This window comes from Pedobacter sp. Leaf176 (assembly GCF_001424305.1).
GTDB lineage: Bacteria > Bacteroidota > Bacteroidia > Sphingobacteriales > Sphingobacteriaceae > Pedobacter.
Window position 1 is genome coordinate 1,079,866 of record NZ_LMPD01000001.1, and the last position, 25,100, is coordinate 1,104,965.

Genomic DNA, 25,100 nt, shown 5'->3' on the forward strand with positions numbered 1-25,100 from the left:
TAAAGCAATTTATAGGGGCTCCAATTCGGTTGGCAAAGTTAAGTTATTCTTACTTAATTTTAAATATATATTATAAATTTTTTCAAGAAGGTTTTTATGGATAATTTAGAGGCTTGATTAAGCCTATGAAAACAGTTTTAACTACAGGCAGTAACGGCCTTTTAGGGCAAAAAATAACTGAAAAAATTTTAGCCGAAGGGCGCGTTAAATTAATTGCCACCTCTAAGGGTGCTAACCGTTACCCGATTAAAGATGGTTACGATTATGCCGAAATGGATATTTTAAATCCAGAGCAAGTTAAGGCAGTTATTGAAGAATATAAGCCCGATGCAATTATCCATACGGCTGCAATGACTAATGTTGATACGGCTGAGGCCGACAAAAACCTTTGCCATCAGCTTAACGTCGATGCAGTTAAAAATTTGTTATCACTATGTGAAAAAAGTAATATTCAGCTCATACATTTAAGTACTGATTTCGTTTTCGATGGTGCTAATGGACCCTACAAGGAAGAGGATGCCGTTAATCCTTTAAGTTATTATGGTGAGTCGAAAGTGTTAGCTGAAGAATTATTAGAAAACTCGGCTGCAAACTGGGTAATTTTAAGAACAATATTGGTTTATGGTATCACCAATGATATGAGCAGGAGCAATATTGTGCTTTGGGCAAAAGGTGCTTTAGAAAAAGGATCACCAATTAATGTCGTGAACGATCAGTTTCGCATGCCTACTCTGGCTGAAGATTTAGCTGAAGCTTGTTTGTTAGCTGTTGAAAAAAATGCTACGGGAATTTACCATGTTTCGGGTAAAGATTACATGAGCATTGCAGATTTAGTTAGAAAAGTTGCCGATTATTGGGTGCTCGATAAAACAATTATTAAAGAAGTTAGTTCTGTAAGTCTTAATCAGACTGCAAAACGCCCTGCGAAAACAGGTTTCGTATTGGATAAAACGATAAGAGATCTAGGTTATGATCCTCATAGTTTTGAAGAAGGGTTGAAGGTTGTAGATGGGCAGATGAAAAGTAGAGAGTATTTAGTATCTAGTATCAAGACTGGGTGACAAAAATTAGAAAACGAAAAATGAACGAACGAGGTAGCTGCCGCTTTTTGTAATTTTGTCTTGCAGTTAACCTATTAAACAATTCAAACAATTAAACTTTAACAATACAACAATTTAACAATAGAATATATGTCATTACAAGTTGGCGATCAAGCCCCTGATTTTAAATTATACAGTTCAGATTTAGCAGAAGTTTCTTTGGCTGCTTTTAAAGGTAAAAAAGTAATTATACATTTCTTCCCTATGGCTTTTACGGGAACTTGTACCGAGCAGTTATGTACAATGAGAGATAACTTTAGTTTTTACGAAGGCATTAACGCTCAGGTTTTAGGTATTTCAGTAGATTCCCCATTTTCCCTGGCTAAATTCAAAGAAGCTCAGAATTACCAGTTTCCTTTATTATCCGATTTTAACAAGGATGTTTCTGTAGCTTATAGTGCTTTTTACGACGAATTTGTGTTCGGATTGAAAGGTGTTTCTAAAAGAGCAGCTTTTGTTATAGATGAAGAAGGAAAAATTGCCTATGCTGAAGTTTTGGAGAATGCTGGTGATTTGCCTGATTTCAAAGCAATTAACGATACATTAAAAGCATAGTACAATTATATTGTAAAGTAATTAGCGATTTTTTTCAAATATAATTGCGAATTTAAATCTCAAATCTTACTTTTGCAGTCCGTTAACAAACGGAAACGCATTTGTAGCTCAATTGGATAGAGCATCTCACTACGGATGAGAAGGTTTGGGGTTCGAATCCCTACAAGTGCACTAATGGAGTTAAGTCGAAAAGATTTAACTCCATTTTTTTTTAAAAGTATTTTTCAGCTAAAGTTCCCCCCTCTTCATCCGGTATCCATGCTTTAACTATCTTCTTGAAAGTAGGTTCTTTTTGATTCTGCTTAATGTTTCAGGGGCAATTCCCAAATAAGATGCAATTAGATTTTGCGGGATGCGTTCTATAATTTTTGGATTCGATGCTGATAATTCCAGGTAACGTTCTTCTGCGCTATGCGTAATTGTACTCATTAATCTTCGTTCTTTGGTAACCAGGCTATTTTGGTAAAGTATTCGAAAATAACGATCCATAATTGGTACGGCTAATGTTAGGGCTTCGTAATCTTTTCGCGAAAGCATAAGCAATTCCGATTCTTCAATCGCATCTATATTAAAAACTGCCGGCTCGCCTGAAAGAAAACTATTGAAGTCAGATAACCACCAACCTTCCCAACCAAAAATACTCATGTGTTCAATACCTTTTTCGTCAATATTATAGGTGCGGAGCAGCCCTTTTGATACAAACACAAGATTTTTACAAATTTCTCCTTCCTGTAACAGATACTGCTTTCTTCTCAACTTTCGGTAAGAAAAGAATTTTTCTATTAATAACTTATCATTCGCGCTGAGCGATACTTTTTCCTCAATATGACTGAAAAGTACATTAATCATTTTCTATCTTTTTAACCAAAGATAAAGTTTTTCGGTATACAGGCTAAAGCTTGATTTAGATCAAGTGTATTTGTTGATGCATATCAAGTGCTATAAGTTTCCATTAAAGTAATTTTGGGAATCAAATAATAAATATTGCAATGAATAAAATAGCATTAGTAGTAGGTGCAAGCGGTATCACGGGGAGTAATCTGTCAGTCCAACTAATAAGCGAAGGTTGGAATACTTACGGTTTGGCCCGTAACCCTAATCTGGAAATTGATGGTTTAAAACCGGTGGCAGCTGATCTTTTGAATGTTGAGCGCTTAAAATTAGCCTTAGCCGATGTAAAACCCACTCATGTGTATATCACAACCTGGATGCGCAATGACACTGAGGCGGATAATGTTAGGGTTAATAGTCTGATGGTTCGTAATCTGCTCAATGTTTTATCTGAACATAAATCTGTTGAGCATGTAGCATTGGTAACAGGTTTAAAGCATTATTTAGGCCCCTTTGAGGCCTATGCAAAAGAAGGCTTTTTGCCGGAAACCCCTTTAAGAGAAGATCACCCAAGATTAGATATTGAGAATTTTTATTATGCTCAGGAAGATGAAGTTTATGCCGCAGCAGCCCGGGATGGTTTTACCTGGAGCATTCACAGACCGCATACCATTATTGGTCAAGCGGTAGGCAATGCGATGAACTTAGGAACCACTTTAGCTGTATATGCTTCAATTTGCAAGGAGACCGGGCGCAAATTCAAATGGCCGGGATCTGCCGCACAATGGAACGGCTTATCTGATGTAACCGATGCAAGAGTTCTGGCAGCACACCTCATTTGGGCGTCAACTACTGAAGCCGCAAAAAATGAAGCTTTTAACGTGGTTAACGGAGATGTATTCCGATGGAGTAGATTGTGGAAGCGCTTAGCAGTTTATTTCGAAATCGAACCGGTGGGTTATGAAGGTTCTACTCAATCATTGGAAACAGAGATGGAAAACGATGCAGCGGTTTGGCGCAAAATTGCAGCTGAACACAAGTTGAAAGAAGCCGATATAAATCGACTTTCATCTGCATGGCATACTGATTTAGACTTGGCCAGGCCAATAGAGGTGATGACAGATATGTCGAAAAGCAGGAAGTTAGGGTTTATAATATTTCAGGATACTGAAGAATCTTTTTACGATTTATTTGAGGCGCTACGCAAAGCTGAATTAATACCTTAAGCTAAAAAAAATAAATAACGGCACAATCTTAAAATATTAATATGTAAAATTATAAACAACTGGTTTTTCCAAATTAATTGCCAATTATAAAACTCATCTAAATTAATAATTATATATTTGCAGCTTTAAAAGGCAACACTTTGTGTTACTTTTCAATTTTAGTTTGAGCCCTAGGAATAGGGTTCTTAATTTTAAAGACAACCTAAACCACGTTAATGCTTAATTTAGTTCTCTTTGGCCCTCCGGGGGCGGGTAAAGGCACCCAATCCGAAAAGCTGATATCTAAATATCAGTTGGTACACATTTCAACCGGCGATTTGTTTAGAGCACATGTAAAGGGAGAAACCAAATTAGGTAAAAAGGTTAGCCAGCTGTTAGCAGATGGGGAGTTAGTACCGGATGCGATTACAATTGCAATGCTTGAGGAAGAAGTAGATAAAAACCCTGATGCAAAAGGTTTTGTATTTGACGGTTTCCCCCGCACCGTTCCGCAAGCAAAAGAACTTGATTTATTTTTGGAGCGTAAAGGCAGTAAGATTGCTGGCGTTATTGCTTTAGATGTTGATCAGGAGGAATTGACAAAGCGTATCGCTGAACGTCATAAAGTAAGTGGCCGTCCGGATGATGATGCTGAAAAATTAAAGAAACGCATTTCAGAATATTTCGATAAAACCATTCATGTACTGCCTTATTATGAGGAACAGGGGAAGTTGAAGAAAGTAAATGGAATTGGAGAAATAGAAACCGTTTATACTGATCTTTGCGCTGTAATCGATCAGTTTTAATAATAATTAAATTTTTAAATATAGCATCCGCAGAAAGCATTAGTAGCTTTTTTGCGGATGTTTGTTTTTTAACGATTTTTGTAAGCTAAATCGTTAATCTAAATCTAAAATCAATATGTCACAGGGTTCGAATTTCGTAGATTATGTAAAAATTTGTTGCCGTTCAGGTAAGGGCGGGGCAGGTTCTGCACATTTGCATCGTGATATTTTAACTTCAATGGGCGGTCCGGATGGTGGTGATGGCGGTCGTGGCGGGCACATCATTGTTAAAGGAAGTATTCACATCTGGACTTTACTGCATCTTAAATACCGTAAACATATTATAGCAGAGGATGGGGGTGCAGGTGGCAGTTCACATAAATTTGGAAAACAAGGAACAGACGAAATCCTTGAAGTTCCACTTGGAACCATTGCCAGGGATGCTGAAACAGGGGAAGTTCTTTTTGAAATCACCAAAGATGGCGAGACTAAAATATTAACAGCCGGTGGCCGCGGAGGTTTGGGTAATGCGCATTTTAAGAATGCCGTTCAGCAAACACCGAGATATGCACAACCAGGTGAGCCAGGCAAAGAGGTTTGGAATATTCTGGAATTAAAAGTACTTGCTGATGTTGGTTTGGTTGGTTTTCCTAATGCAGGTAAATCTACTTTGTTATCTGTTGTGTCTGCGGCAAAACCTGAAATCGCAGATTATCCGTTCACTACCATTGTTCCAAATCTGGGCATTGTAAGTTACAGGGGTGGAAAATCATTTGTAATGGCAGATATTCCGGGAATTATTGAAGGTGCCTCAAAAGGTAAGGGCTTAGGCTATCGTTTCCTGCGCCACATTGAGCGAAATTCTGTTTTACTTTTCATGGTTCCAGCGGATACCAGCCGGAGCATAAAGGAAGAATACGCAATCTTAAAAAGAGAATTGGAGTCTTATAATCCGGAATTAATGCAAAAACCACACGTTCTGGCCATAACAAAATCAGATATGCTTGATGATGAGCTGATGGAAGAGATGAAGCAGGACTTGCCTTCTATTCCGTCTATATTTATTTCATCAGTTGCCGAAAAAAATATACTGGAGTTAAAAGATATGCTTTGGAAAGCTATTGCTGAGTAAATTCAGAAATAGCTTTCAAACAGCAATCCTATTATCCTTGTCCTTCTTGCACTTGTCCATTGTCATGTGCCTGTTCAAGTATTTCCTTTACACTCGATTTTGGTTTTTTGGTGATCGTGTGTTTGAAATGAGGCACTTCGTGTTCAACGATATCTTCTTCGATAGCTTCAACACCAAATACTTTTTCTTTTAATAAATTGTATTTATCCTGAAATCCATAGCGTAGATTCTTTGCGCCACCAGCAATTTTTCCGCGGGTGCCTGCGCCACTGTCTGGTGCAAATAAAACACTAATGACTGCGCCAGCGGCTAGGCCTGCAACGAGCGCAAGTGCAACCTGAGCGTTATTATTTGATTTTTGGGTTAAATATTTTCCGATTAACTTTCTGTATTTCATAACGTAGCATTTAAAAAGGGAACAAATCCTGCGTTATAATGTTTCGTAAAATCTTAATAAGTATAATATTTGGTAAGTTTAAAGCTTAGATATATAGAATAACCATGGTAAAAGCAACAATAAATAAAGAACATTATGCCTGTTCTGTAACTAACGGCTCACATGAAATCGTAGTTGATGAGCCAATTGAATTGGGCGGAACCCATAAAGGTTTTGCTCCAAAAGGTTTGCTGATGGCATCGTTGGCCTCATGTGTTGCCATTACCCTCAGAATGTATATCGACAGAAAGGAATGGGAAGTTGATAAAATAGAAGTAGAAGTTAACATGGAGATAGAAAATGCCGAGCATATTTTCCTGGAAGAAATAACCTGTACAGGGAATTTAACCGAAGAGCAAAAGTTTAGGTTGGAAGATATTGCTACTAAATGTCCGGTGAGTAAAATTCTTACTGCAGGGCATGAAATCCGGTCGAAAGTACTTTAATATGCAATCGTGTAAAACTCGTTTACATAAAGCTAAAAAGCTTTGGTATCTTTGCTGCTCTGTATCTTTTGAAGCAAAAATAATTTATGGCTACTGAAATTAAATGTCCCAATTGTGCACACGTTTTTCCTATGGAAGAAGCGATGGCTGAAGATTATAGGAAAGAATTGAGAGAAAAGGCTGCGGCCTATGCCAGACAGAAAGATGAGGAGTATCAACGTAAACTTCAGATTTTTGAATCTGATAAACAACAGCAACTTAAAGCTTTTGAAGCAAAACTTGTAGAAGAAAAAAATAAATTAAAAGGTGATTTGGAAGAAAATTTGCGCAAAAGTATTGCTTCAGATTATGAAACCAAGTTGCAGATGCTCGAGGGATCGGCAAAAGACAATGCCGAAAAATTGCGTCTTGCCCGTGAAAAAGAACTTCAGTTTTTAAAACGCGAAGAAAGTTTGCTGTTAAAAGAACAGGAAATGGAACTGTCTATGCAGCGCAAAATGCAGGAGCAACGGAACGAGTTGGTTGAGCAAATACGTAAGCAGGAGGCCGAAAAAAACAGTATAAAAGAAACTGAACATCAACTCCGTTTAAAGGAATTGGAAAAGCAGCTAGACGATCAGAAGAAACTGGCTGAAGAGATGAAGCGAAAAGCAGAGCAAGGCAGTATGCAGCTGCAAGGTGAGGTTCAGGAATTAATTCTGGAAGAATTACTGCGAAGCAATTTCCCATTCGATTTAATTGAAGAGGTTGGGAAAGGCGTTCGTGGCGCTGATTGTGTACAGGTTGTTCGTAACCAATTCGGACAGGAGTGTGGTAAAATTATTTATGAAAGTAAGCGTACCAAAGATTTTGGAGGTGATTGGATCGAAAAGCTGAAAAAAGATATGCGTAGCATGGGTGTTGATGTAGCGGTGATTGTAAGCCAGTGCTACCCTAAAGGCATGGATTGTTTCGGTCAGCGGGATGGTGTCTGGATTTGCTCTTTTGAAGAGGTCAATGCGGTTGCTTATGTCTTACGCGACGGTATCCTGCGTTTATCCAGTGCCATGAAATCTCAGGAAAATCGTGGTGATAAAATGCACATGCTTTACGATTACTTAACCGGATCAGAATTTTCTGAGCAATGGAAAGCCATTCGTGAAGGTTTTATGAGCATGAAACTATCCATACAACGTGAACGCGACGCTATGGAACGCTTGTGGAAAGCCAGGGAAAAACAACTAGAAAAAGTATTATTGAACGCAACGCATATTCGTGGTTCGATTGAAGGCATCGCCGGAACGGATACCATACAGTTAAGTTTAACTGATGATGACGAGCAATTGCTTTTGGATTAACAATTTAGATTTACCACCTAAGGCATCTAAGAACATTAAGCTTAGATGTACCAAGGTGTCTTAGGCGGTCAAGAATAGTATTAAAATTAATTATCAACATAAAGTGAATAAAAACCTAAACAATCAATCCTTTAATCTCTCCAAATTTCTGGTATTAATTTGCATTTTATTTTTTTTCGGGAACGTTTCCGGACAGGAGTTAGAATCGCCCGATGCGAATCTGTTGGCTAATTTTTCGCTGGCTGATGGTGGCGTGCCAGCTTATAGCTTAAAGTATAAAGGCAAAGAAGTAATCAAGAAAAGTAAACTTGGTTTGGAATTGAAAGATGGCAAATCTTTAATGAATGGATTTAACATCAGCGATACTAAAACAAATACTTTTAAGGAAACCTGGAAACCGGTTTGGGGGGAAGTGAAAGAGATTGTAAATCATTATAATGAGTTGGCCGTTACGCTAACTCAAAAGGAAACCAATCGTTTTATCATTATTCGTTTTCGTTTATTTAATGATGGCTTAGGTTTTCGGTACGAATTCCCGGAACAGAAAAACCTGGATTATTTTGTAATCAAAGAAGAGAAAACACAGTTTGCCTTAGCAGGTGATCATAAAGCTTTTTGGTTACCCGGAGATTATGACACACAGGAATACAGTACCGTAACTTCGAATTTATCAGAAGTTCGTGGTAAAATGAAAGCCGCGGTAACGCCAAATGCATCGCAAACTACTTTTTCTCCGACAGGTTTACAAACGCCCTTGATGATGAAAAGTATAGACGGTTTGTATATTAATATTCATGAGGCCGCACTGGTTAACTATTCTTTAATGTCGTTGAATCTGGATGATAAAAATATGATTTTAGAATCCTGGTTAACACCTGATGCAGTGGGCGATAAAGGTTACTTGCAAGCGCCTTGCGTTTCACCATGGAGAACCATTATTGTGAGCGACAAAGCAGGCGATATTTTAACTTCAAAATTAACTTACAATCTTAATGAGCCAACTAAATTCAAGGATGTTTCCTGGATTAAACCAACAAAATATGTCGGCGTCTGGTGGGAAATGATTACCGGAAAAAGTACCTGGGCTTATAACGATTTAACAAGTGTTCAGTTAGGTGTTACTGACTATTCGAAAACTAAACCTAATGGAAAACATGCTGCAAATACGGCTCATGTGAAAGAATACATCGATTTTGCTGCGAAAAATGGTCTGGATGCTGTTTTGGTTGAGGGTTGGAACGAGGGTTGGGAAGATTGGTTTGGCAAAACAAAAGACTATGTCTTCGATTTCGTAACACCTTATCCGGATTTTAATGTACAGGAATTGCATCGCTATGCGGCAAGCAAAGGCATCAAAATGATTATGCACCACGAAACTTCTTCTTCGGTTCGTAACTACGAAAGACACATTGATACCGCTTATAAATTTATGAAAGCCAACGGGTACGACGCAGTAAAGAGTGGTTATGTTGGTAATATGATTCCCCGTGGCGAACATCATTACGGGCAGTGGTTAAACAACCATTACTTGTATGCCATACAAAAAGCAGCTGAATATAAAATTATGGTAAATGCACATGAGGCCGTTAGGCCTACTGGTTTGGCTCGTACTTATCCGAATCTGATTGGCAATGAATCGGCCCGCGGCACGGAATATGAGGCTTTTGGAGGGAATAATGCCGATCACACCACTATATTGCCTTTCACGCGTTTAATTGGAGGTCCGATGGATTATACTCCTGGTATTTTCGAGACAAAAGTGAGTAAGTATAACCCAGAAAATAATTCGTTTGTTCATAGTACACTTGCCCGTCAGCTCGCACTTTATGTTACGATGTATAGTCCGCTGCAAATGGCTGCAGATCTGCCTGAAACTTACAATAAGTATATAGATGCTTTCCAATTTATCAAAGATGTGGCGGTTGACTGGGATGATACCAGAGTGTTGGAAGCCGAGCCCGGAGATTACATCACTTTCGCCCGTAAAGCCAAAGGCAAAAACGATTGGTTTGTTGGTCGCACCAATGATGAAGTTGCGCGCACCTCTAAAATCAATTTCAATTTTTTAGATGCAGGTAAAAAATATACCGCAACCATCTATGCTGATGCCAAAGATGCGCATTACGAAACCAATCCTAAAGCATATACTATTCGCAAGATGGAGGTTACAAATAAAACAAAGCTGACTTTAAATTGCGCACCAGGTGGTGGTTATGCAATCAGCATCATGGCGAGATAATTTTGGGTTAACCGCAAAGGACGCAAAGTTTTTCGCAAAGCATATAAGGTTCATTCAAGTCATTTCTTTTGGTTCACACAAGTCTGGTCGTAGCGTCTCGCTACGACTTTTTTTATTTCAATAACAATAATCCAAAAAATGTTTCCCGCAGATGCCCGCTGATTTTTAGTCCGATATTAGTCGTTCCAACTTCTCGTCGTAGCGTCTCTCTACGACTTTTGTTTTGATAACAATCATTCAAAAAAATGTTTCTCGCAGACTACGCGGATGCCGCTGATTTTTAAGTCTGATATTAGTCGTATCTAAAGGAATGCGAAAATTTTTTGATCTGCGTTAATCTGCGTGATCTGCGGGAGATCAAAATGTTCCCGCAGATGCCTGCTGATTTTAATTCTAATATTAGTCGGTCCATCAGAAACAAATAATTTTTGAACTTCGTTAATCACTGTAATCTGCGGGAAAATAATTGGTATATTGTTTACTTTGCAGTTAATAATTCATTCGATTCAAACAAATAATCATGGCCAAAATAAAAAACCACATTGAACTTCAATTTTTAAGTGAACCATCTGATGTAAATTATGGTGGAAAAGTACATGGCGGTATGATGATGAAGTGGATTGACCAGGCTGCATTTGCCTGTGCCTTGCAATGGAGCGAATCTTACTGCGTAACGGTTTATGTAGGCGGTATCCGATTTTTTCATCCCGTACATATCGGGCACCTGGTAAAGATGGATGCCCGGATCATTTATACCGGAAAAACCAGTATGCATATCGCTGTAGATGCTTATTCAAAACCTGTAGGTAAAGCAGATTTTGTTAAAAACACCCACTGTATCATTGTTTTTGTAGCGGTAAATGATGAGGGGCAGCCACAACAAATTCCTACTTTTAAGCCGAAAACGGAAAAGGAAATCGCCATGCATGGCTACGCAATAAAGTTGATGGAGTTAAGAAAAAGCATCGATAGAGAAATGGAACCTTATATTGTTTAACCAGTGAAAAGGTAAGCTCAAATAAATACATAGAGAATGTTGCCGGTTTTCTGGTGATAACGGGTTATAAAAATTTAACAGCTATTCTGCTATGGGTAGAGAGAAACAAAATTTACTACCTTCTCCGATAGCACTTTCTACCCATATTTTTCCGTCTTCTGCTTCGATAAAATCTTTCGAAATGGCTAAACCCAATCCAGAACCAGCTTTGTTTTGTCCATCAGTGGGTACCTGAAAATAACGGTCGAACAAACGTTTTTGATATTTTTCATCTATCCCTTTGCCGTAATCCTGAACAGAAAACTGGATGAATTTATCTTTTTGGAAAACATCAATCAAGACTTTCGATTTTTCGCTGCTGTAACGTAAGGCATTTGATAAGAAGTTGACCATGACCCAAGCCGTTTTCTGAATATCGGCATTCACCTTTGGCAAATTTTCAGCGCAGTTGAATTCGAGTTGAATTAGTTTCTGTTCCGCCTGAAATTTTACAGCATCTAAAGCATAATTTACTATTTCCTTTGGCTCGGTTAGGGCAAATGTTAACTTTAAATTACCGGTTTCTACCTGCGATAAATCCAGTAATTCGCTTGTGATTTTTAGTAAACGGTCGCTGTCCTCCTTAATGTGGTTCAAGAGCTGGCTTTGTTCTTCATTCATTTCACCTACGCGCGTATCATTTAATAACTTCAGACTCATTTTTATAGAAGAAAGTGGTGTTTTTAACTCGTGTGAAACCGTAGCGATGAAATTTGTTTTGGCTTCATCAAGTTCTTTAAATTGCGTAATATTTTTTAACACGTACACACTTCCGGCAGATTTCGACGATTCAAACAAAGTAATGTCAGTAAGCTCTTCATAGTTAGGTATCACGATTTCGCGGTTTTCCAGAAGGAAATAGGATTCCTTTTCATCAGCATATATTTTCAATGTTTTATCGTCTGTATCGGGTTTAATAATGCGCTTTAATAACTCGTTCTTTTTAATCAATTCAGCCACATTCTGGCCTATAATTTTTTTCTCATCCAAACTCATCAGCTTTGCTGCCAGATGGTTTAAAAAAAGCACTTCACCTTTTTCATTCAGACCGATAATGGCATCCTGCATTTGAGCAATAATGGCTTCAATCCGGGATTTTTCAGATTTGATTTTTGAAAGGTTGCTGTTTTCCCATTCGTTCAGCTTAACCACCATTCCATTAAATGCCTCAGCAAGCTCCGTAAATTCATCATTGTTATCGAAATTTAAACGTTGCTTATAATTCTTGCGGCTGATTCCCCTTATTGCTGCGCTAAATTCCGCCAAAGGATTTGCTACAAAACCCGGAAAATTTATAATGAAAGTAAAAAGAATGATAAAACTGAGGGTAGCTGCAATCATAATGTACAGATTTGCCCTTCCTGAAGCCTCATTTGCAAGTTCGTTTTTCGCATAAATCGCTTTTAAATTAAGTTCTTCAATTTTTTGAAGTGCTGATCTCAAATCTTTCAACCCGCTTTTTCCGTTTGATTCCTGTAAAGACTTATAGGTCGACGCCAACTTTTGAAATGCAACTTTTTCTCCGTTTTCAGTGATGTTGTTGCCTTCAAGCTTCAGATTTTCTTTAAATATTTTAGCCATTTCTGCTGACAATGGGAATGTACCCGAATCGACCACATTTCGCATAGCTGCAACATATTTCAGCGATTTGTAATTGTCTTTCAGAATTACTTTCGATTTATCAGAGAGTTCGTTCAGAAAGAAAAGTGCTATCAATCCGAATGATAAAACGATTATAAAGAGAAATCCGAATCCGAGACGGAGCTTGGTTTTTATTTTCATGATGATGATGTTTTGTTAACCACAAAGTTTAGTGTATTGCAGTTACATTTTATTTTTTACCACCTTAGACACCTTAGTAAACCTAAGCTTGGATATTCTTAGGTGTCTTAGGTGGTGAAGTTGTTTTGTTTTTTACCACAGAGGGCATTGAGTTTTTCACAGAAAAATAAAGAGATTAAATATTAACTCTGTGTCTTTCTTTGGTCTTTCTTTGTGTACTCGGTGGTTAAATAATTTGAGAAAGCACAACCAGATCAATTTCTTTTGCAGCTAAATTACGCAACAGTTGGTTAAAAATTGCCGTTCGCATGATTACCTGAAAAATATTTAAATGTGGTTTGCCAATACAAATGGTGGTAATTTCTTTTTCAGTTGCCATATTGATAATCGATTGGGTAATCTGATTGCTTTTAATTTTAATTACTTCAGCGCCTAATTCGGTAGCAAGTTTGAAATGGTTAATCAGGTGACGCTGTTTATCGAGCTTGATCTTATCTAAACTCTCTGCATCGCTTTGCACATAAAGTACAATCCAAGGCGAATGATAATAGGAGGCAAGTCTGGCCGTTTTCCGGATAACAACGCCGGCGGTTTCGGCGTTTGACGAGATACATGCTAAAAATCGTTCAGACCGCAGTTTAACAGATTTGGGGATTTCAGTTTGAATTTTTCTTTCTACCTGATGAACTACTTCTTTTAATGCCAGTTCTCTAAGCTGCAAAATTTTATCTGGTTGAAAGAAATTTTCAAGTGCTCTTTCAATTTTGCTTTTATCATAGATTTTACCTTCTTTTAAACGGGTAACCAACTCATCAGCCGTTAAGTCGATGTTTACAATCTCATCGGCGATTTCCAGGATTTTATCGGGAATGCGCTCAGTAACGTTGATGCCAGTAATGTGCTCAATTTCCTCATTAATACTTTCCAGATGCTGAATATTTACTGCAGAAATTACATTTATACCGGCCTCGAGTAAATCGAAAACATCTTGCCATCGTTTGCTGTTTTTACTGCCTTCCGCATTCGTATGCGCCAGTTCGTCAACCACAACAATTTCGGGGTGGCGGTTCAAAATACCCTGCAAATCCATTTCTTCGATTTCTTTGCCCCGATAAAAAATTTTCTTCCTGGCGATAAAAGGCAAACCTTCAGTTAACGCTTCTGTTTCGACTCGCTTATGCGTTTCTATATAACCAATACAAACATCAATGCCATTGCGTAAAAGCGCATGAACCTCCTGTAGCATTCGATAGGTTTTGCCCACACCTGCACTCATCCCAATATAAATCTTCAGTTTGCCTCGCCTCGATTTTTGAATGAGTTCGATGAAATGTTTAACCGAATCGTCTTTCATATTATGTAAGATGTAAGATGTAAAATGGAGCATAGGTAATGCATGGATGATTTAAATTTTTCATTATCCATTTTACATCTTCCTTCATCCATCTTTAAAATGAAACAGCAATACTTGCAGTTAACGTGGTATTGGCATTAACTAAATTGCTTTCTCTTGTAAAAATTTTATCCTTGCTATCGTAAGTTTTACCTTCCAACCGGATTACCGCATTTGGAATTGGCGAATAATCAATATTTAAAGAATAACCTTTTGTTTTAAAACCGTCTGGCGTTCCTGTTGATATAAACACACCATTTTTATCTTCGTAATATTCAAATCTGCCGGCTATGGCCCACTTCTCTGCAAATTTATATTGTGCAATTGCTACCGGAGAAATAACTTCGTTTTTATTGCTGTTTCCTTTTGATTGTTGTTGTGTGCCGTAATCTAAACCAAGTGTTAGCCCGAATTTGTCTGTTAACTGAAAAATACCGTATATGTTGTGATAAAAACGGTTTACACGGACAGAGTCAACGCCTTCGGTTCCTAAATAATTGCTGTAGTTTACTGTAATTTTTGATGTTGGTTTCCAGGTTAACTGCAAACCGCCGGCAGGTTTATCGTTTCCGTTTTGTCGGGTAATTCTTTGCCATCCATTTAAATAGAGTAGGGTTGCTGTTAATTTCCCATCTTTTGTTCCGTATGTGATTTTAGCCCCGGATTCATAATAAGGTGTGTTTTCTGATGAAATGTTTCTGGTTAAAACCCAGCAATCTTTGGAAATGGCACTTTCAAAACCGATATGTGATGAAAATACCCCAGCATCGATCCACAGATTTTCCGATTTTGATAGTTTTACGCCGGCATTGGCCTCAAAAATATTTTTGAGCACACCTGGCTCAGCGGCTAAATTGGCGTTTGAGTAAGTTCCAGCCATTACAGCCAGATTTGCCCGGATGTTGCCGCTATCATAAGCTGCTTTAATAAAGCCTAAATTTAAATTTACTTCATTTGTCCGATTATGGGAGTAAATATAACCTGGCCTGTTATGGTCGACTGGTTTGTTAAAATCGTAACCATAGTAAGTTTCCAGGTAACCGGAGAGTTTTACTTTTGGTTCTTCTTGAGCGAAAGCAGTTATAGATGCTGTTATTGTTGTGATAAGGGTGATTAATTTTTTCATTTTGATGATGTGATTACACGGGTTTCCTTTGGCTTGATTACACCGATTTATGGATTACGCAGATTTTTCCTTTGTGTTGATTATGGGGGCTTATGGATTACACTGATTTTTATGCGTTCGTCATTTCGACCGTAGTGGAGAAATCCTTGGTAGATATTTTTAAAAGGTCAAAGATTTCTCCGTTTCGCTGTGCTCCAGTCGAAAAGACGACATTTAAATTACAAGTTATCCAAAGCCAGATTCAATTTTAAAACATTTACTGATGATGGACCGAATAATCCAAATAAAGGTTTTAAAGTATTCATAGCCACTAGTTCTTTCACTTTTTGTTGACTGATATTTCTTGCTTTGGCTATTCTTGCAATCTGAATTTCTGCACCTTGCTCGGAGATATTTGGGTCTAAACCACTGCCGGATGCCGTAACCATATCAGCAGGGATATTTGATTTTTGTAAACCAGGATTATATTTCAAAAGGGTATCAATTCTCGATTGAACTTCTTTTAAATAATCGGGATTAGATGGTCCTTTGTTTGAGCCGGCCGAGCCTGCAGCATTGTAACCAACAGCCGATGGTCTGCCCCAGAAATATTCTGGTTTGCTAAACGATTGACCTAACAATTCATAGCCAATGGTTTTACCATTTTTAGTGATTTTTTCACCCCCACCATTACTTTTAGCAAGTTTTCCGGCTAAAGCAATGCTGATTGGGTAGATGATGCATAACAATACGATTAAAACTAAGGTTAAGCGTATCGATTGTATGATGTATTTTTTCATTTTATTTAAATTTTAAGGGAAATAAGTAATTGTTGATATTGGGAAATGGGTAATAGTGAATAGATTTTATTTTTTAGTGAAATGGATTTTTGGAAATAGGAAATAGGTATTAGTAAATGGGCTAATTGCCATTATTTCTTGAGTCTATTCTCTATTTCCAATTCTCTATTCCCTATTTTTAAACAAATAATCCAACTAGTAAATCAATTATTTTAATGCCTATAAATGGTGCTACTACACCTCCGATTCCATAGATAAATAAGTTTCTGCGAAGCAATGCCGTTGCGCCAATTGGCTTATATGCTACTCCTTTAAGTGCCAATGGAATTAAAATCGGAATAATAATCGCGTTAAAAATCACTGCAGACATAATTGCACTTTCCGGAGAATGTAAACCCATAATGTTCAAGCTTTGCAAGGCAGGAATTGAAGCAATAAACAAAGCAGGAACAATGGCAAAGTATTTAGCGACATCATTCGCAATGGAGAAAGTGGTCAATGTTCCCCGGGTGATTAACAGTTGTTTCCCGATTTCTACAATCTCAATTAATTTGGTTGGATCGTTATCTAAATCAACCATGTTGCCTGCTTCTTTTGCCGCTTGTGTTCCGCTGTTCATGGCAACACCAACATCTGCCTGGGCAAGGGCAGGCGCATCATTTGTTCCATCACCCATCATTGCAACCAGTTTGCCCAATGCCTGCTCATCTTTTATGTAGTTCATTTTATCCTCAGGTTTTGCTTCAGCAATAAAGTCATCTACACCTGCTTTTTCGGCGATGTATTTGGCTGTTAAAGGGTTATCGCCTGTTACCATTACGGTTTTTACACCCATTTTGCGCAAGCGTTCGAAACGTTCGCTAATCCCAGGTTTAATAATATCCTGTAATTCGATTACCCCTAAAGCTTTTTCATTTTCTGAAACTACTAAAGGCGTTCCACCGTTTGTTGCGATGGCTTTAACATGATCTTCAATATCCGATGGAAAAATATTTCCTGCTTTTTCTACAATATTTCTAATGGAATCGAAAGCTCCTTTTCTAATGCGTCTTCCATCCGGAGTATCTAATCCGCTGGAGCGGGTTTCGGCTGTGAACTTAATAAATGTTGCCCCACCCAAACCCGATCCGGAAGGGAGGGCTTTATAATTCGCAATAAAACTTTCTCTCTCTCTCTTGGCTCCCTCTCCTCCGGAGAGAGCCGGGGTGAGGCTTAGTTCAATAATCGATTTTCCTTCCGGGGTTTCATCAGCCAAAGAACCTAGTACACAGGCATCGGTAAAATCTTTAATCACTACGCCGGCAGTAGGGTAGAAGTTGGTTGCTTTGCGATTTCCGATGGTGATTGTTCCGGTTTTATCCAACAGTAAAACATCAATATCGCCAGCCGTTTCAACCGCTTTACCGGATTTGGTAATCACGTTTGCTCTTAAAGCTCTGTCCATTCCGGCAATGCCGATGGCTGATAACAAACCGCCAATGGTAGTCGGGATTAAGCAAACGAAAAGCGAAATTAAAGCTGCAATGGTAATTGGTGTATTGGCGTAATCGGCGAAAGGTTTTAAAGTAACGCAAACGATAATGAACACTAAAGTAAAACTTGCTAATAGAATAGTTAATGCGATTTCGTTTGGTGTTTTCTGACGTGATGCACCTTCAACTAGAGCAATCATTTTATCTAAAAAACTTTCGCCTGGAGCTGTACTCACCTGAACTTTGATCTCATCTGATAATACTTTTGTACCACCAGTAACGGATGATTTATCGCCACCAGATTCGCGAATGACCGGGGCGGATTCTCCGGTAATGGCCGATTCGTCGATCGTTGCAATGCCTTCGATAATTTCGCCATCTGTAGGAATGGTATCGCCGGTTTCACAAACAAACACGTCACCTTTTTTTAATTGATTCGATGAACGAATTTCAATCGTTCCGTTAGCCAAAAGCACTTTTGCTGGCGTTTCTTCGCGTGTTTTACGTAAGCTATCGGCTTGTGCTTTTCCTCTTGCCTCGGCAATGGCCTCCGCAAAATTGGCGAACAGAACGGTAAGCAAAAGCACGAGGAAGATGAAAAAGTTATACAAAGGAGCGCCTTGTCTACTGTTGCTGAAAGAGTAAATCGTAACGTAAGCCATTACCAGTGTGCCCACTTCAACGGTAAACATGACCGGGTTACGAACCATTACCCTGGGGTCGAGTTTGATAAAGGATTGTTTGAATGCAGTTTGCACTATAGCGGGTTCGAATAATTTATTATTGGGTTTCATTTTGATTTATTGATTAATTTAAAAATTGGTAATGGGGAATTGGAAACTGATTGGGAATCTTAAAATCATAGTTTGAAAATAAGTTTAACTTAAACTTGATAGTTGTATATTCAAATAATTTAACGACCTCACTCATGAAACCACACCAAAACCTGGAAGCATGGAAACAAAGTTTCGATTTGGTTAAAACACTATACTCGGTTACTTCGAAATTTTCAATGGATGAAAGATTTGGATTGACTTCGCAAATACGAAGGGCTTGTACTTCTATACCTGTAAATATTGCAGAAGGCTCAGCTAGAAGGTCGGATAAAGAACTACAACAGTTTTTATACATTGCGCTCGGCTCTGCAAGCGAACTAGATACTTTGCTACTCTTATCCAAAGAACTACAATTTATTACACCTGATGATTTTGATAAAGTTTCCATCCAATTGGATTTGATTTTTAAATGATTGCTAGGTTTTATTAACATGGTTAAGAGAAGGATGGGATAATTTTGGGATGGCCAATAGGGAATTATAAGTAGATAATAGGGAATGGATAATAAGGAATAGGAATTGATTGGATGCATGATATATACAGTATGTCTATTTCCATTCTCATATTTCCTATTCTTCCCCTTTTCATTTTTCCTTTTTGCCTATTCACCATTTCCCTTATTCCCTATTTCCCAACCATTGAAAAATATTCTGCCAGAGGACCTAAAGCCAACGCAGGGAAATAGGAAAGTGCGTTCAGTACAAGAATCACAGCAAAGGTCATCAATGCGAATGTTTTGGTATCTGTTTTAAGTGTTCCAGCAGATTCTGGAATAAATTTTTTAGCACCTAATAAACCGGCAATAGCCACCGGACCAATTATCGGTAAGAAACGACCAAGGAAAATGATGACCCCGGTGAGTACGTTCCAGAATACATTGTTATCTCCTAAGCCTTCAAAGCCCGAACCGTTGTTGGCATTCGAAGAAGTAACCTCGTAAAGCATTTCAGAGAAGCCATGGAAACCAGGGTTATTTAACCATGCTTTTGGTTGTACTGCCCAGGCTGCATCGCCATGATTGGTAAAAACATAACTGGCAATAGCTGTTCCCGCTAAAATCAAAAACGGACTCAGTAACGTAATAATCGCAGCGATTTTAATTTCCCGGGCTTCAACTTTATGACCTAAAAATTCCGGTGTTCTGCCTACCATCAAACCTGAAATAAAAACAGCGATAATCAGGTAAATGAAATAGTTTAGTATCCCAACGCCACAGCCGCCGTAAAATCCGTTTATCATCATAGCTAATAATTGCCATAAGCCGGTAAGTGGCATGGTGCTGTCGTGCATTCCGTTTACCGAACCTGTAGAAATTACGGTCGTTAATGTACTCCAATAAGCAGTTGCTGCGGGTCCGAAACGAACTTCTTTACCTTCCATAGCACCCGTAGCCTGCGAAATTCCCATTTTAGCAATTGCGGGATTTCCACCCAGTTCAGAACTTAGTGTTGGAATCATTAGCATAAATAAACCGATGGTCATTACTCCAAAAATGGTACAGCCTAATTTTTTTCGGCGAATGAAATAGCCGAATGCAATAACCATGGCTATTGGAACAATTACCTGGGCAATCATTTCAACTATGTTGGTTAAGTAATTTGGGTTTTCGAATGGGTGAGCAGAATTTGCACCAAAATACCCACCTCCATTCGTTCCAAGGTGTTTTATGGCAATCATTTGTGCTGCAGGTCCGCGGGAAACATTTACCGTATCTCCTTGGACTGAAATGAATTGGTCTTTCGCATCGTAGCTGGCAGGCGTGCCGTTAAATGTTAAAATTAAAGCGATAACGATCGATAAAGGCAACAATAACCTGGTAATCGATTTTACAAAAAACTCCCAGAAGTTACCGAGTTGTGTTGTGGTTTTATCTCTGAAAGCTTTAAATAGCACAACAGCAGCGGCGATACCAGTAGCTGCACTTACAAACTGGAGAAACATCAGTACAAATTGCTGTGTGAGGTAACTTACACCGCTTTCCCCTGAGTAATGTTGCAGGTTGCAATTGGCTACAAAGCTGATGATGGTGTTAAAGGCCAGGTCTGCTGTCATTCCTGGATTCCCATCTGGATTTAGCGGAAGTTTATTCTGGAATATTAGGACGAAAAAGCCATAAACCAACCATAAAATATTAATGGTTAGCAAAGCTTTTAATTGCTGTTTCCAGTTCATTTGCTCTTTAATATTGATGCCCGATAGTTTGTAAATTCCACTTTCGAGTGGCTTTAAAAAGTCTGTCCAAACTTTTTCTCCTGCAAATACCTTAGCCAGATACTTACCCAGAGGGATGGCTATGATTAAGGTTAAGAGGAAGGTGGCAATGATGCCAATTAATTCTGTGTTCATTTTTTCTTTTTGTAAGAATGGGTAATAGGGAGTAGGAAATAGAGATTGGGTATAAAGCAAAGTGTAAAACCATTTCCCATTATCTATTTCCAATTCTCTTTTTAGAATTTTTCCGGTTTAATCAACACGTAAATCATATAGATAAATACGGCGATTGCGATGATGAATAGTGCTAACATGTCTTTAGATTTTTTCGAACCAGTCGATTGATTTGTAAGTTGCCCAGCTGAGCAAATGGATAATTAGAAATAGGATAACTGTCATAACTTATTGATTTATGAAATGCCTGTTGCCAATTCTTGTGCCGATGAAGATGAAGTCGGAATAACTATTTGGTTTTCAATGTTTTAATAGCTTTTTGCAGATTTTAAGCAAATAAAAACCCTTCCGTTTTGGAAGGGTTTTTATCGTTATAGGGTAGAAGCTTAGCAACGAAGTGGTAAGATTTATGATTGGGTTAACCATCATTCGGCTCAACGCGATTTAAAATACGGCTAAAATAAATATTAAAATGAGCCGTATTTTTTATAAATATGAGCTAATTGCTTTTTTTATTTAATTTATGGTATAAAAAAACGCCTAGCCAAAAGCTAAGCGTTTTATATCATAAAACTAGGAATGGGTTTATCTAAAACTTACCTTGTTGATTTAATAAAGCAAAATATTTATCCAGATTTACGCCTAACGATTTCTCCATTGAGGTTTTGAAATCTGCAGGTGTCGGGTGTTTATTTTTCCACTCGCTGAAGTAAGCCTGAAATGCCTTATCGAACTTTTCCTGGCCAACCTCGGATTGTAAAAGGTATAACCATAAGGCCGTTTTAGCGTAAGAAATCAAGCCATATTCCTCGGAAGTTTTAAAATCTGCAGCGGGTGTTTCAATGGCCGACTGCATTGGAACATTGGACAACGCACCATAAATACTCGCTAAAAATTTATCTGTCGGTAATTCTTTAAGTTTTGCCGGAATGGCATCCCCAAAAATCGAATTCGACTTGTATTTTTCTGCTTCATATCGAAATTGGTAATAAGTATTAAAACCCTCATCCTGCCAGGTATGCATCCGCTCGTTACTACCGAGCATACTCATAAACCAGTTGTGGCCAACTTCGTGGGTAATTACGCCATCCAAAGTTTCTTTCTTCGCATCAGGACTTGTGATAAGCGTAATGGTTGGGTATTCCATTCCGCCGCTGGCATTATTCTTCGGACCCTCTATCGCTTGAACAACAGGATATTCATATTCGCCAATCCATTTGCTATAATGCTTCGTTGCATCTTTTATATAATCGATGCTGTTTGTCCAAAGCGTATTTTTCTTATTATGGTAATAACTAAAGGCGTCAACTACTTTGCCTGAAGCTAGTTTTACAGTATCATATTGAATCACCAGATCCTTATCGGCAAACCAGGCAAAATCAGGAACATTTTTAATTGAGTACGTTAAAGTTTTAGTAGCTGATTTGCTAACCGGCGCATAAATAGTCGGTTTGTTTCTGTTAGCTGTGTTTTTTGCGCCAATGGTTTTATAAGCAGCAAGTTCATCAGCGTTTTGCATCACACCCGTGGCGCCAACCACGTAGCCCGACGGTAAAGTAATATTAACCTTGTAATTCGCATACTCACTGTAAAACTCGCCCATATCTAAATATGGGAATTCATGCCAGCCATCCCTATCAAATACTGCCGGTTTCGGGTACCATTGCGTAACCATAAATTCGGTGTCGGCATAACCCGAACGGGAAAAATAGCTTGGCAGTTTTACATTGAAATCAGTTGTTATCGTTATAGAATCTCCTGGTTTTAAAGCAGAAGGAAGTAAAACTTTTATGATATCGATGTATTCCGGATTTGGATGGGCTTCTGTTTTAGCCGTCTTTCCGTTAACTTTAAAGTTTAATCCGTCAATACTTCCGTAGGTTACATTTTTTAGTTTCTCCTTACGGGACGTATCGCTGTTTATTTGTTTAAAGAGTGCCGTCGTTTCATTTTTATATGCATTCGGCCAGATATGAAACCAGATGAAATCCAGGTTAGAGGGTGAATTATTTTTGTAAACTATCGTCTCAAACCCTTTTAAAGACTTGTCTTTATCGTTTAAGGTTACGTCAATATTGTAATCTAAATCTTGTTGAAAATAGGCTTGTTGAGCAAATATTGAAAATGAAAAGAGGGATAATAAAATGGTTAGAAAGGTTTTTTGCATGTTAAATTTTTTTCGAAAGATAATAAATAAACCCATTCAGAATCATGAAATTTATCTATCCTGGTTAATATTTTGATTACGGCTTTGATGCAATATGGCAATAATAACCACTTGCTTAAGTTTATCATCAATAAAAAAATGAATTGCGTACGGAAACACTTCGGTAAAGACAGAACGAATATTTTTATACCTTATTTCGTAACTCTTTGGGTGATTTTGAAGTTTTAATATTGATTTTTTAATTTCTTGCGCGAAACGTTTTTCTAAGCCTGGTTTTTGAGTTTTATACAAGTCTTTGGCTTCCCGAATATCTGATTTTACCTCATCAAGAAAATATAAACCATAGTCCATATTCTATTTTTCGAGTTCGGTCATTAATTCTGATAATGGTTTTATCCTACCTGGCTCATCTGTTAACACCTGCATTCTTTTATCCAAAATCTCTTTTTGCCATTCTGGTAAGGAGAAATCAAGGGCGCCAATGTTAGGGTAAATTTTTTTTAATTTCTCCCACTCCTCTATTGGAAATTGCACTGCAGTTACCTGGCCACTTTCATTTGATAGATATTGAATGCTCATGTAACAAATTTAATTAAAAATTTTTCAAAAAAGGAACCTTAAGCAGTCGATTTTACAAATCACCTATCCCATATTCTTCTATTTTCCTGTAAAGCGTAGTCAGGCCGATGCCCAATAACCTGGAAGTTTCTGTCTTATTTCCTTTAGTATGGATTAAAACTTTTTGGATGTGTTGTTTTTCTATGTCCTGCAAATTATAACTGTTTTCTACTGGTGAGGATTCAAAAAATTCAACAGGTAATGCGCTGGTATTTAAGGTATCACCATCAGACAAAATTACAAGCCTCTCGATAACATTCTTAAGTTCACGGATATTTCCTTTCCAGTTATGTTTCTCAAAAAGCTGTAAAATTTTATCATCCAGTCTTAGCGCAGGGTGGTTAACTTTAAGCGAAAATTCGTTTAAATAATAGCTGGCCAAGGCTGGAATATCGCCTTTTCTTTCCCGTAACGGTGGTAGTATTATCGTAAATACCGATAGGCGATAATATAAATCGGAACGGAATTTTCCTGTCGCGGCATCATTTTTCAAATCTTTATTGGTTGCTGCTAAAATGCGGACATTCACTTGATTCGTGCGTGTGTCGCCGACTTTAATGAAGCTCTGGTTTTCTAAAACACGCAAAAGTTTGGCCTGTAAATCCAGGTTCATTTCACCGATTTCATCTAAAAACAAGGTGCCGCCGTTAGCCTCTTCAAGTAAGCCCTTTTTGTCTTTATTTGCGCCTGTAAATGCGCCGGCTTTGTAACCGAATAATTCACTTTCTAATAAATCCGGACTAAAACCACTGCAATTTAAGGCAACAAAAGGCTTCATCGCCCTGGGGCTTTCGTAGTGAATGGATTGTGCAAAAACTTCCTTTCCTGTTCCGGTTTCGCCTAAAAGCAGCACGGTTGTATCGGTTTTACTCACTCTTTTCGCTAAATCTATGGCTTCTTTTAAAGCCTTTGATTTTCCGATAATGGAACTAAAGCTGTGTTTGGACGAAACCTTATTTTCCAGTTCAAAAACCCGCTGCTGAAGATTTGCTTGATCCATCGCCTTGTAAAGCAAAGGAATAATTTTATCGTTATCATCACCTTTAACCAGGTAATCAAAAGCACCGTTTTTTATGGCCAATACACCATCTGAAATGGTTCCATAAGCAGTTAGGTTTATAACTTCAACAAATGGTTTTAGCGCTTTGATGTCCTTAACCAAGGCAACACCATTAACATCGGGCAATTTTACATCACTGATTACAAGGCTTACCTCATTCGTTTTGAGTAATTTGATGCCCTCTTTTCCAGTATTTGCCTGCAAGGTTTTAAAGCCCTCCAGTTCAATAATTCTGGAAAGTAAACTACAGATTTTCTTTTCATCATCAATGATGAGGACAATGCCATTCATAGGTTGAGTTTATGATGCAATATTAAAGATAAAACAGTAATTTGAGCGGATAATAATTCGTACCTTTTTCGTTTCCTGCGCTTCAAAAC

Annotated in this window: 23 protein-coding genes and 1 tRNA gene; 11 read left to right on the top strand and 13 right to left on the bottom strand. The window is 38.0% G+C overall.

Annotated features, from left to right (window positions below):
• The first annotated feature begins 125 nt into the window (after positions 1-125).
• The 3 genes from ASF92_RS04950 (at position 126) to ASF92_RS04960 (ending at position 1,826) form a co-directional block, all read left to right on the top strand.
• Positions 126-1,061, top strand: coding sequence for an SDR family oxidoreductase (locus tag ASF92_RS04950; RefSeq protein ID WP_056088625.1), 936 nt, complete (start codon positions 126-128; stop codon positions 1,059-1,061).
• Between the two features lie 129 nt (positions 1,062-1,190).
• A complete protein-coding gene (locus ASF92_RS04955; protein WP_056088628.1) occupies positions 1,191-1,655 on the top strand; it encodes a redoxin domain-containing protein in 465 nt (154 codons plus the stop codon).
• 97 nt (positions 1,656-1,752) lie between these two features.
• A tRNA-Arg gene (locus ASF92_RS04960) sits at positions 1,753-1,826 on the top strand.
• 96 nt (positions 1,827-1,922) lie between these two features.
• Here the strand turns inward: ASF92_RS04960 and ASF92_RS04965 are convergent.
• On the bottom strand, positions 1,923-2,504 hold the full coding sequence (locus tag ASF92_RS04965) for a Crp/Fnr family transcriptional regulator (protein WP_056088633.1): 582 nt from the start codon (positions 2,502-2,504) through the stop codon (positions 1,923-1,925).
• A gap of 140 nt (positions 2,505-2,644) precedes the next feature.
• Here ASF92_RS04965 and ASF92_RS04970 point away from each other — a divergent pair, with 140 nt between their 5' ends.
• The 3 genes from ASF92_RS04970 to obgE all read left to right on the top strand — a co-directional run bounded on the left by ASF92_RS04970 (position 2,645) and on the right by obgE (position 5,608).
• A complete protein-coding gene (locus ASF92_RS04970; protein ID WP_056088636.1) occupies positions 2,645-3,712 on the top strand; it encodes an SDR family oxidoreductase in 1,068 nt (355 codons plus the stop codon).
• Between the two features lie 215 nt (positions 3,713-3,927).
• Positions 3,928-4,497, top strand: a complete 570-nt coding sequence (locus tag ASF92_RS04975) for an adenylate kinase (RefSeq protein ID WP_056088639.1) — start codon at positions 3,928-3,930, stop codon at positions 4,495-4,497.
• Positions 4,498-4,612: 115 nt separating this feature from the next.
• The gene (obgE, locus tag ASF92_RS04980; protein WP_056088643.1) at positions 4,613-5,608 is read left to right on the top strand and encodes a GTPase ObgE; all 996 of its coding nucleotides are present in this window, start codon (positions 4,613-4,615) and stop codon (positions 5,606-5,608) included.
• A gap of 31 nt (positions 5,609-5,639) precedes the next feature.
• Here obgE and ASF92_RS04985 read toward each other — a convergent pair whose 3' ends face one another.
• Complete coding sequence (locus ASF92_RS04985) at positions 5,640-6,005, bottom strand: YtxH domain-containing protein (protein ID WP_056088646.1); 366 nt, start codon at positions 6,003-6,005, stop codon at positions 5,640-5,642.
• A gap of 104 nt (positions 6,006-6,109) precedes the next feature.
• Between ASF92_RS04985 and ASF92_RS04990 the strand changes: the two genes are divergently transcribed.
• The 4 genes from ASF92_RS04990 to ASF92_RS05005 all read left to right on the top strand — a co-directional run bounded on the left by ASF92_RS04990 (position 6,110) and on the right by ASF92_RS05005 (position 11,063).
• A complete protein-coding gene (locus tag ASF92_RS04990) occupies positions 6,110-6,490 on the top strand; it encodes an OsmC family protein (RefSeq protein WP_056088652.1) in 381 nt (126 codons plus the stop codon).
• 86 nt (positions 6,491-6,576) lie between these two features.
• Positions 6,577-7,827, top strand: coding sequence for a DUF2130 domain-containing protein (locus ASF92_RS04995; RefSeq protein ID WP_056088654.1), 1,251 nt, complete (start codon positions 6,577-6,579; stop codon positions 7,825-7,827).
• 103 nt (positions 7,828-7,930) lie between these two features.
• A complete protein-coding gene (locus tag ASF92_RS05000) occupies positions 7,931-10,066 on the top strand; it encodes a glycoside hydrolase family 97 protein (protein ID WP_231729742.1) in 2,136 nt (711 codons plus the stop codon).
• Between the two features lie 520 nt (positions 10,067-10,586).
• Complete coding sequence (locus ASF92_RS05005; protein WP_056088657.1) at positions 10,587-11,063, top strand: acyl-CoA thioesterase; 477 nt, start codon at positions 10,587-10,589, stop codon at positions 11,061-11,063.
• Positions 11,064-11,144: 81 nt separating this feature from the next.
• On the opposite strand, the gene ASF92_RS05010 is transcribed toward ASF92_RS05005, so the two are convergent.
• The 5 genes from ASF92_RS05010 to kdpB form a co-directional block, all read right to left on the bottom strand.
• Entirely contained in the window at positions 11,145-12,884 is a 1,740-nt protein-coding gene (locus ASF92_RS05010; RefSeq protein ID WP_056088660.1) for an ATP-binding protein, read from the bottom strand.
• 226 nt (positions 12,885-13,110) lie between these two features.
• Complete coding sequence (locus ASF92_RS05015) at positions 13,111-14,238, bottom strand: sensor protein KdpD (protein ID WP_157263713.1); 1,128 nt, start codon at positions 14,236-14,238, stop codon at positions 13,111-13,113.
• Positions 14,239-14,332: 94 nt separating this feature from the next.
• A complete protein-coding gene (locus ASF92_RS05020) occupies positions 14,333-15,403 on the bottom strand; it encodes a porin (RefSeq protein ID WP_056088667.1) in 1,071 nt (356 codons plus the stop codon).
• Positions 15,404-15,621: 218 nt separating this feature from the next.
• Complete coding sequence (locus ASF92_RS05025) at positions 15,622-16,182, bottom strand: K(+)-transporting ATPase subunit C (RefSeq protein ID WP_056088669.1); 561 nt, start codon at positions 16,180-16,182, stop codon at positions 15,622-15,624.
• A 178-nt stretch (positions 16,183-16,360) separates the two neighbouring features.
• On the bottom strand, positions 16,361-18,448 hold the full coding sequence (kdpB, locus tag ASF92_RS05030) for a potassium-transporting ATPase subunit KdpB (protein WP_056088673.1): 2,088 nt from the start codon (positions 18,446-18,448) through the stop codon (positions 16,361-16,363).
• A gap of 134 nt (positions 18,449-18,582) precedes the next feature.
• On the opposite strand from kdpB, the gene ASF92_RS05035 reads away from it, so the two are divergent.
• Positions 18,583-18,903 (top strand): four helix bundle protein, encoded by a 321-nt coding sequence (locus ASF92_RS05035; RefSeq protein WP_056088676.1) that lies wholly within the window; start codon positions 18,583-18,585, stop codon positions 18,901-18,903.
• A 211-nt stretch (positions 18,904-19,114) separates the two neighbouring features.
• Here ASF92_RS05035 and kdpA read toward each other — a convergent pair whose 3' ends face one another.
• From kdpA to ASF92_RS05060, 6 genes are all read right to left on the bottom strand, one after another.
• Positions 19,115-20,836 carry a potassium-transporting ATPase subunit KdpA gene (gene kdpA, locus ASF92_RS05040; protein ID WP_056089198.1) on the bottom strand — a complete coding sequence of 574 codons (1,722 nt, stop codon included), beginning with the start codon at positions 20,834-20,836 and terminating at the stop codon, positions 19,115-19,117.
• A gap of 101 nt (positions 20,837-20,937) precedes the next feature.
• Positions 20,938-21,015, bottom strand: a complete 78-nt coding sequence (locus ASF92_RS21565) for a potassium-transporting ATPase subunit F (RefSeq protein WP_082468366.1) — start codon at positions 21,013-21,015, stop codon at positions 20,938-20,940.
• A 449-nt stretch (positions 21,016-21,464) separates the two neighbouring features.
• A complete protein-coding gene (locus ASF92_RS05045; RefSeq protein WP_056089201.1) occupies positions 21,465-23,042 on the bottom strand; it encodes a M1 family metallopeptidase in 1,578 nt (525 codons plus the stop codon).
• Between the two features lie 51 nt (positions 23,043-23,093).
• Entirely contained in the window at positions 23,094-23,393 is a 300-nt protein-coding gene (locus ASF92_RS05050; RefSeq protein WP_056088679.1) for a type II toxin-antitoxin system RelE/ParE family toxin, read from the bottom strand.
• Positions 23,394-23,396: 3 nt separating this feature from the next.
• Positions 23,397-23,621, bottom strand: coding sequence for a hypothetical protein (locus ASF92_RS05055; protein ID WP_056088681.1), 225 nt, complete (start codon positions 23,619-23,621; stop codon positions 23,397-23,399).
• A 52-nt stretch (positions 23,622-23,673) separates the two neighbouring features.
• Positions 23,674-25,011, bottom strand: coding sequence for a sigma-54 dependent transcriptional regulator (locus tag ASF92_RS05060; RefSeq protein WP_056088684.1), 1,338 nt, complete (start codon positions 25,009-25,011; stop codon positions 23,674-23,676).
• Between the last annotated feature and the right edge of the window lie 89 nt (positions 25,012-25,100).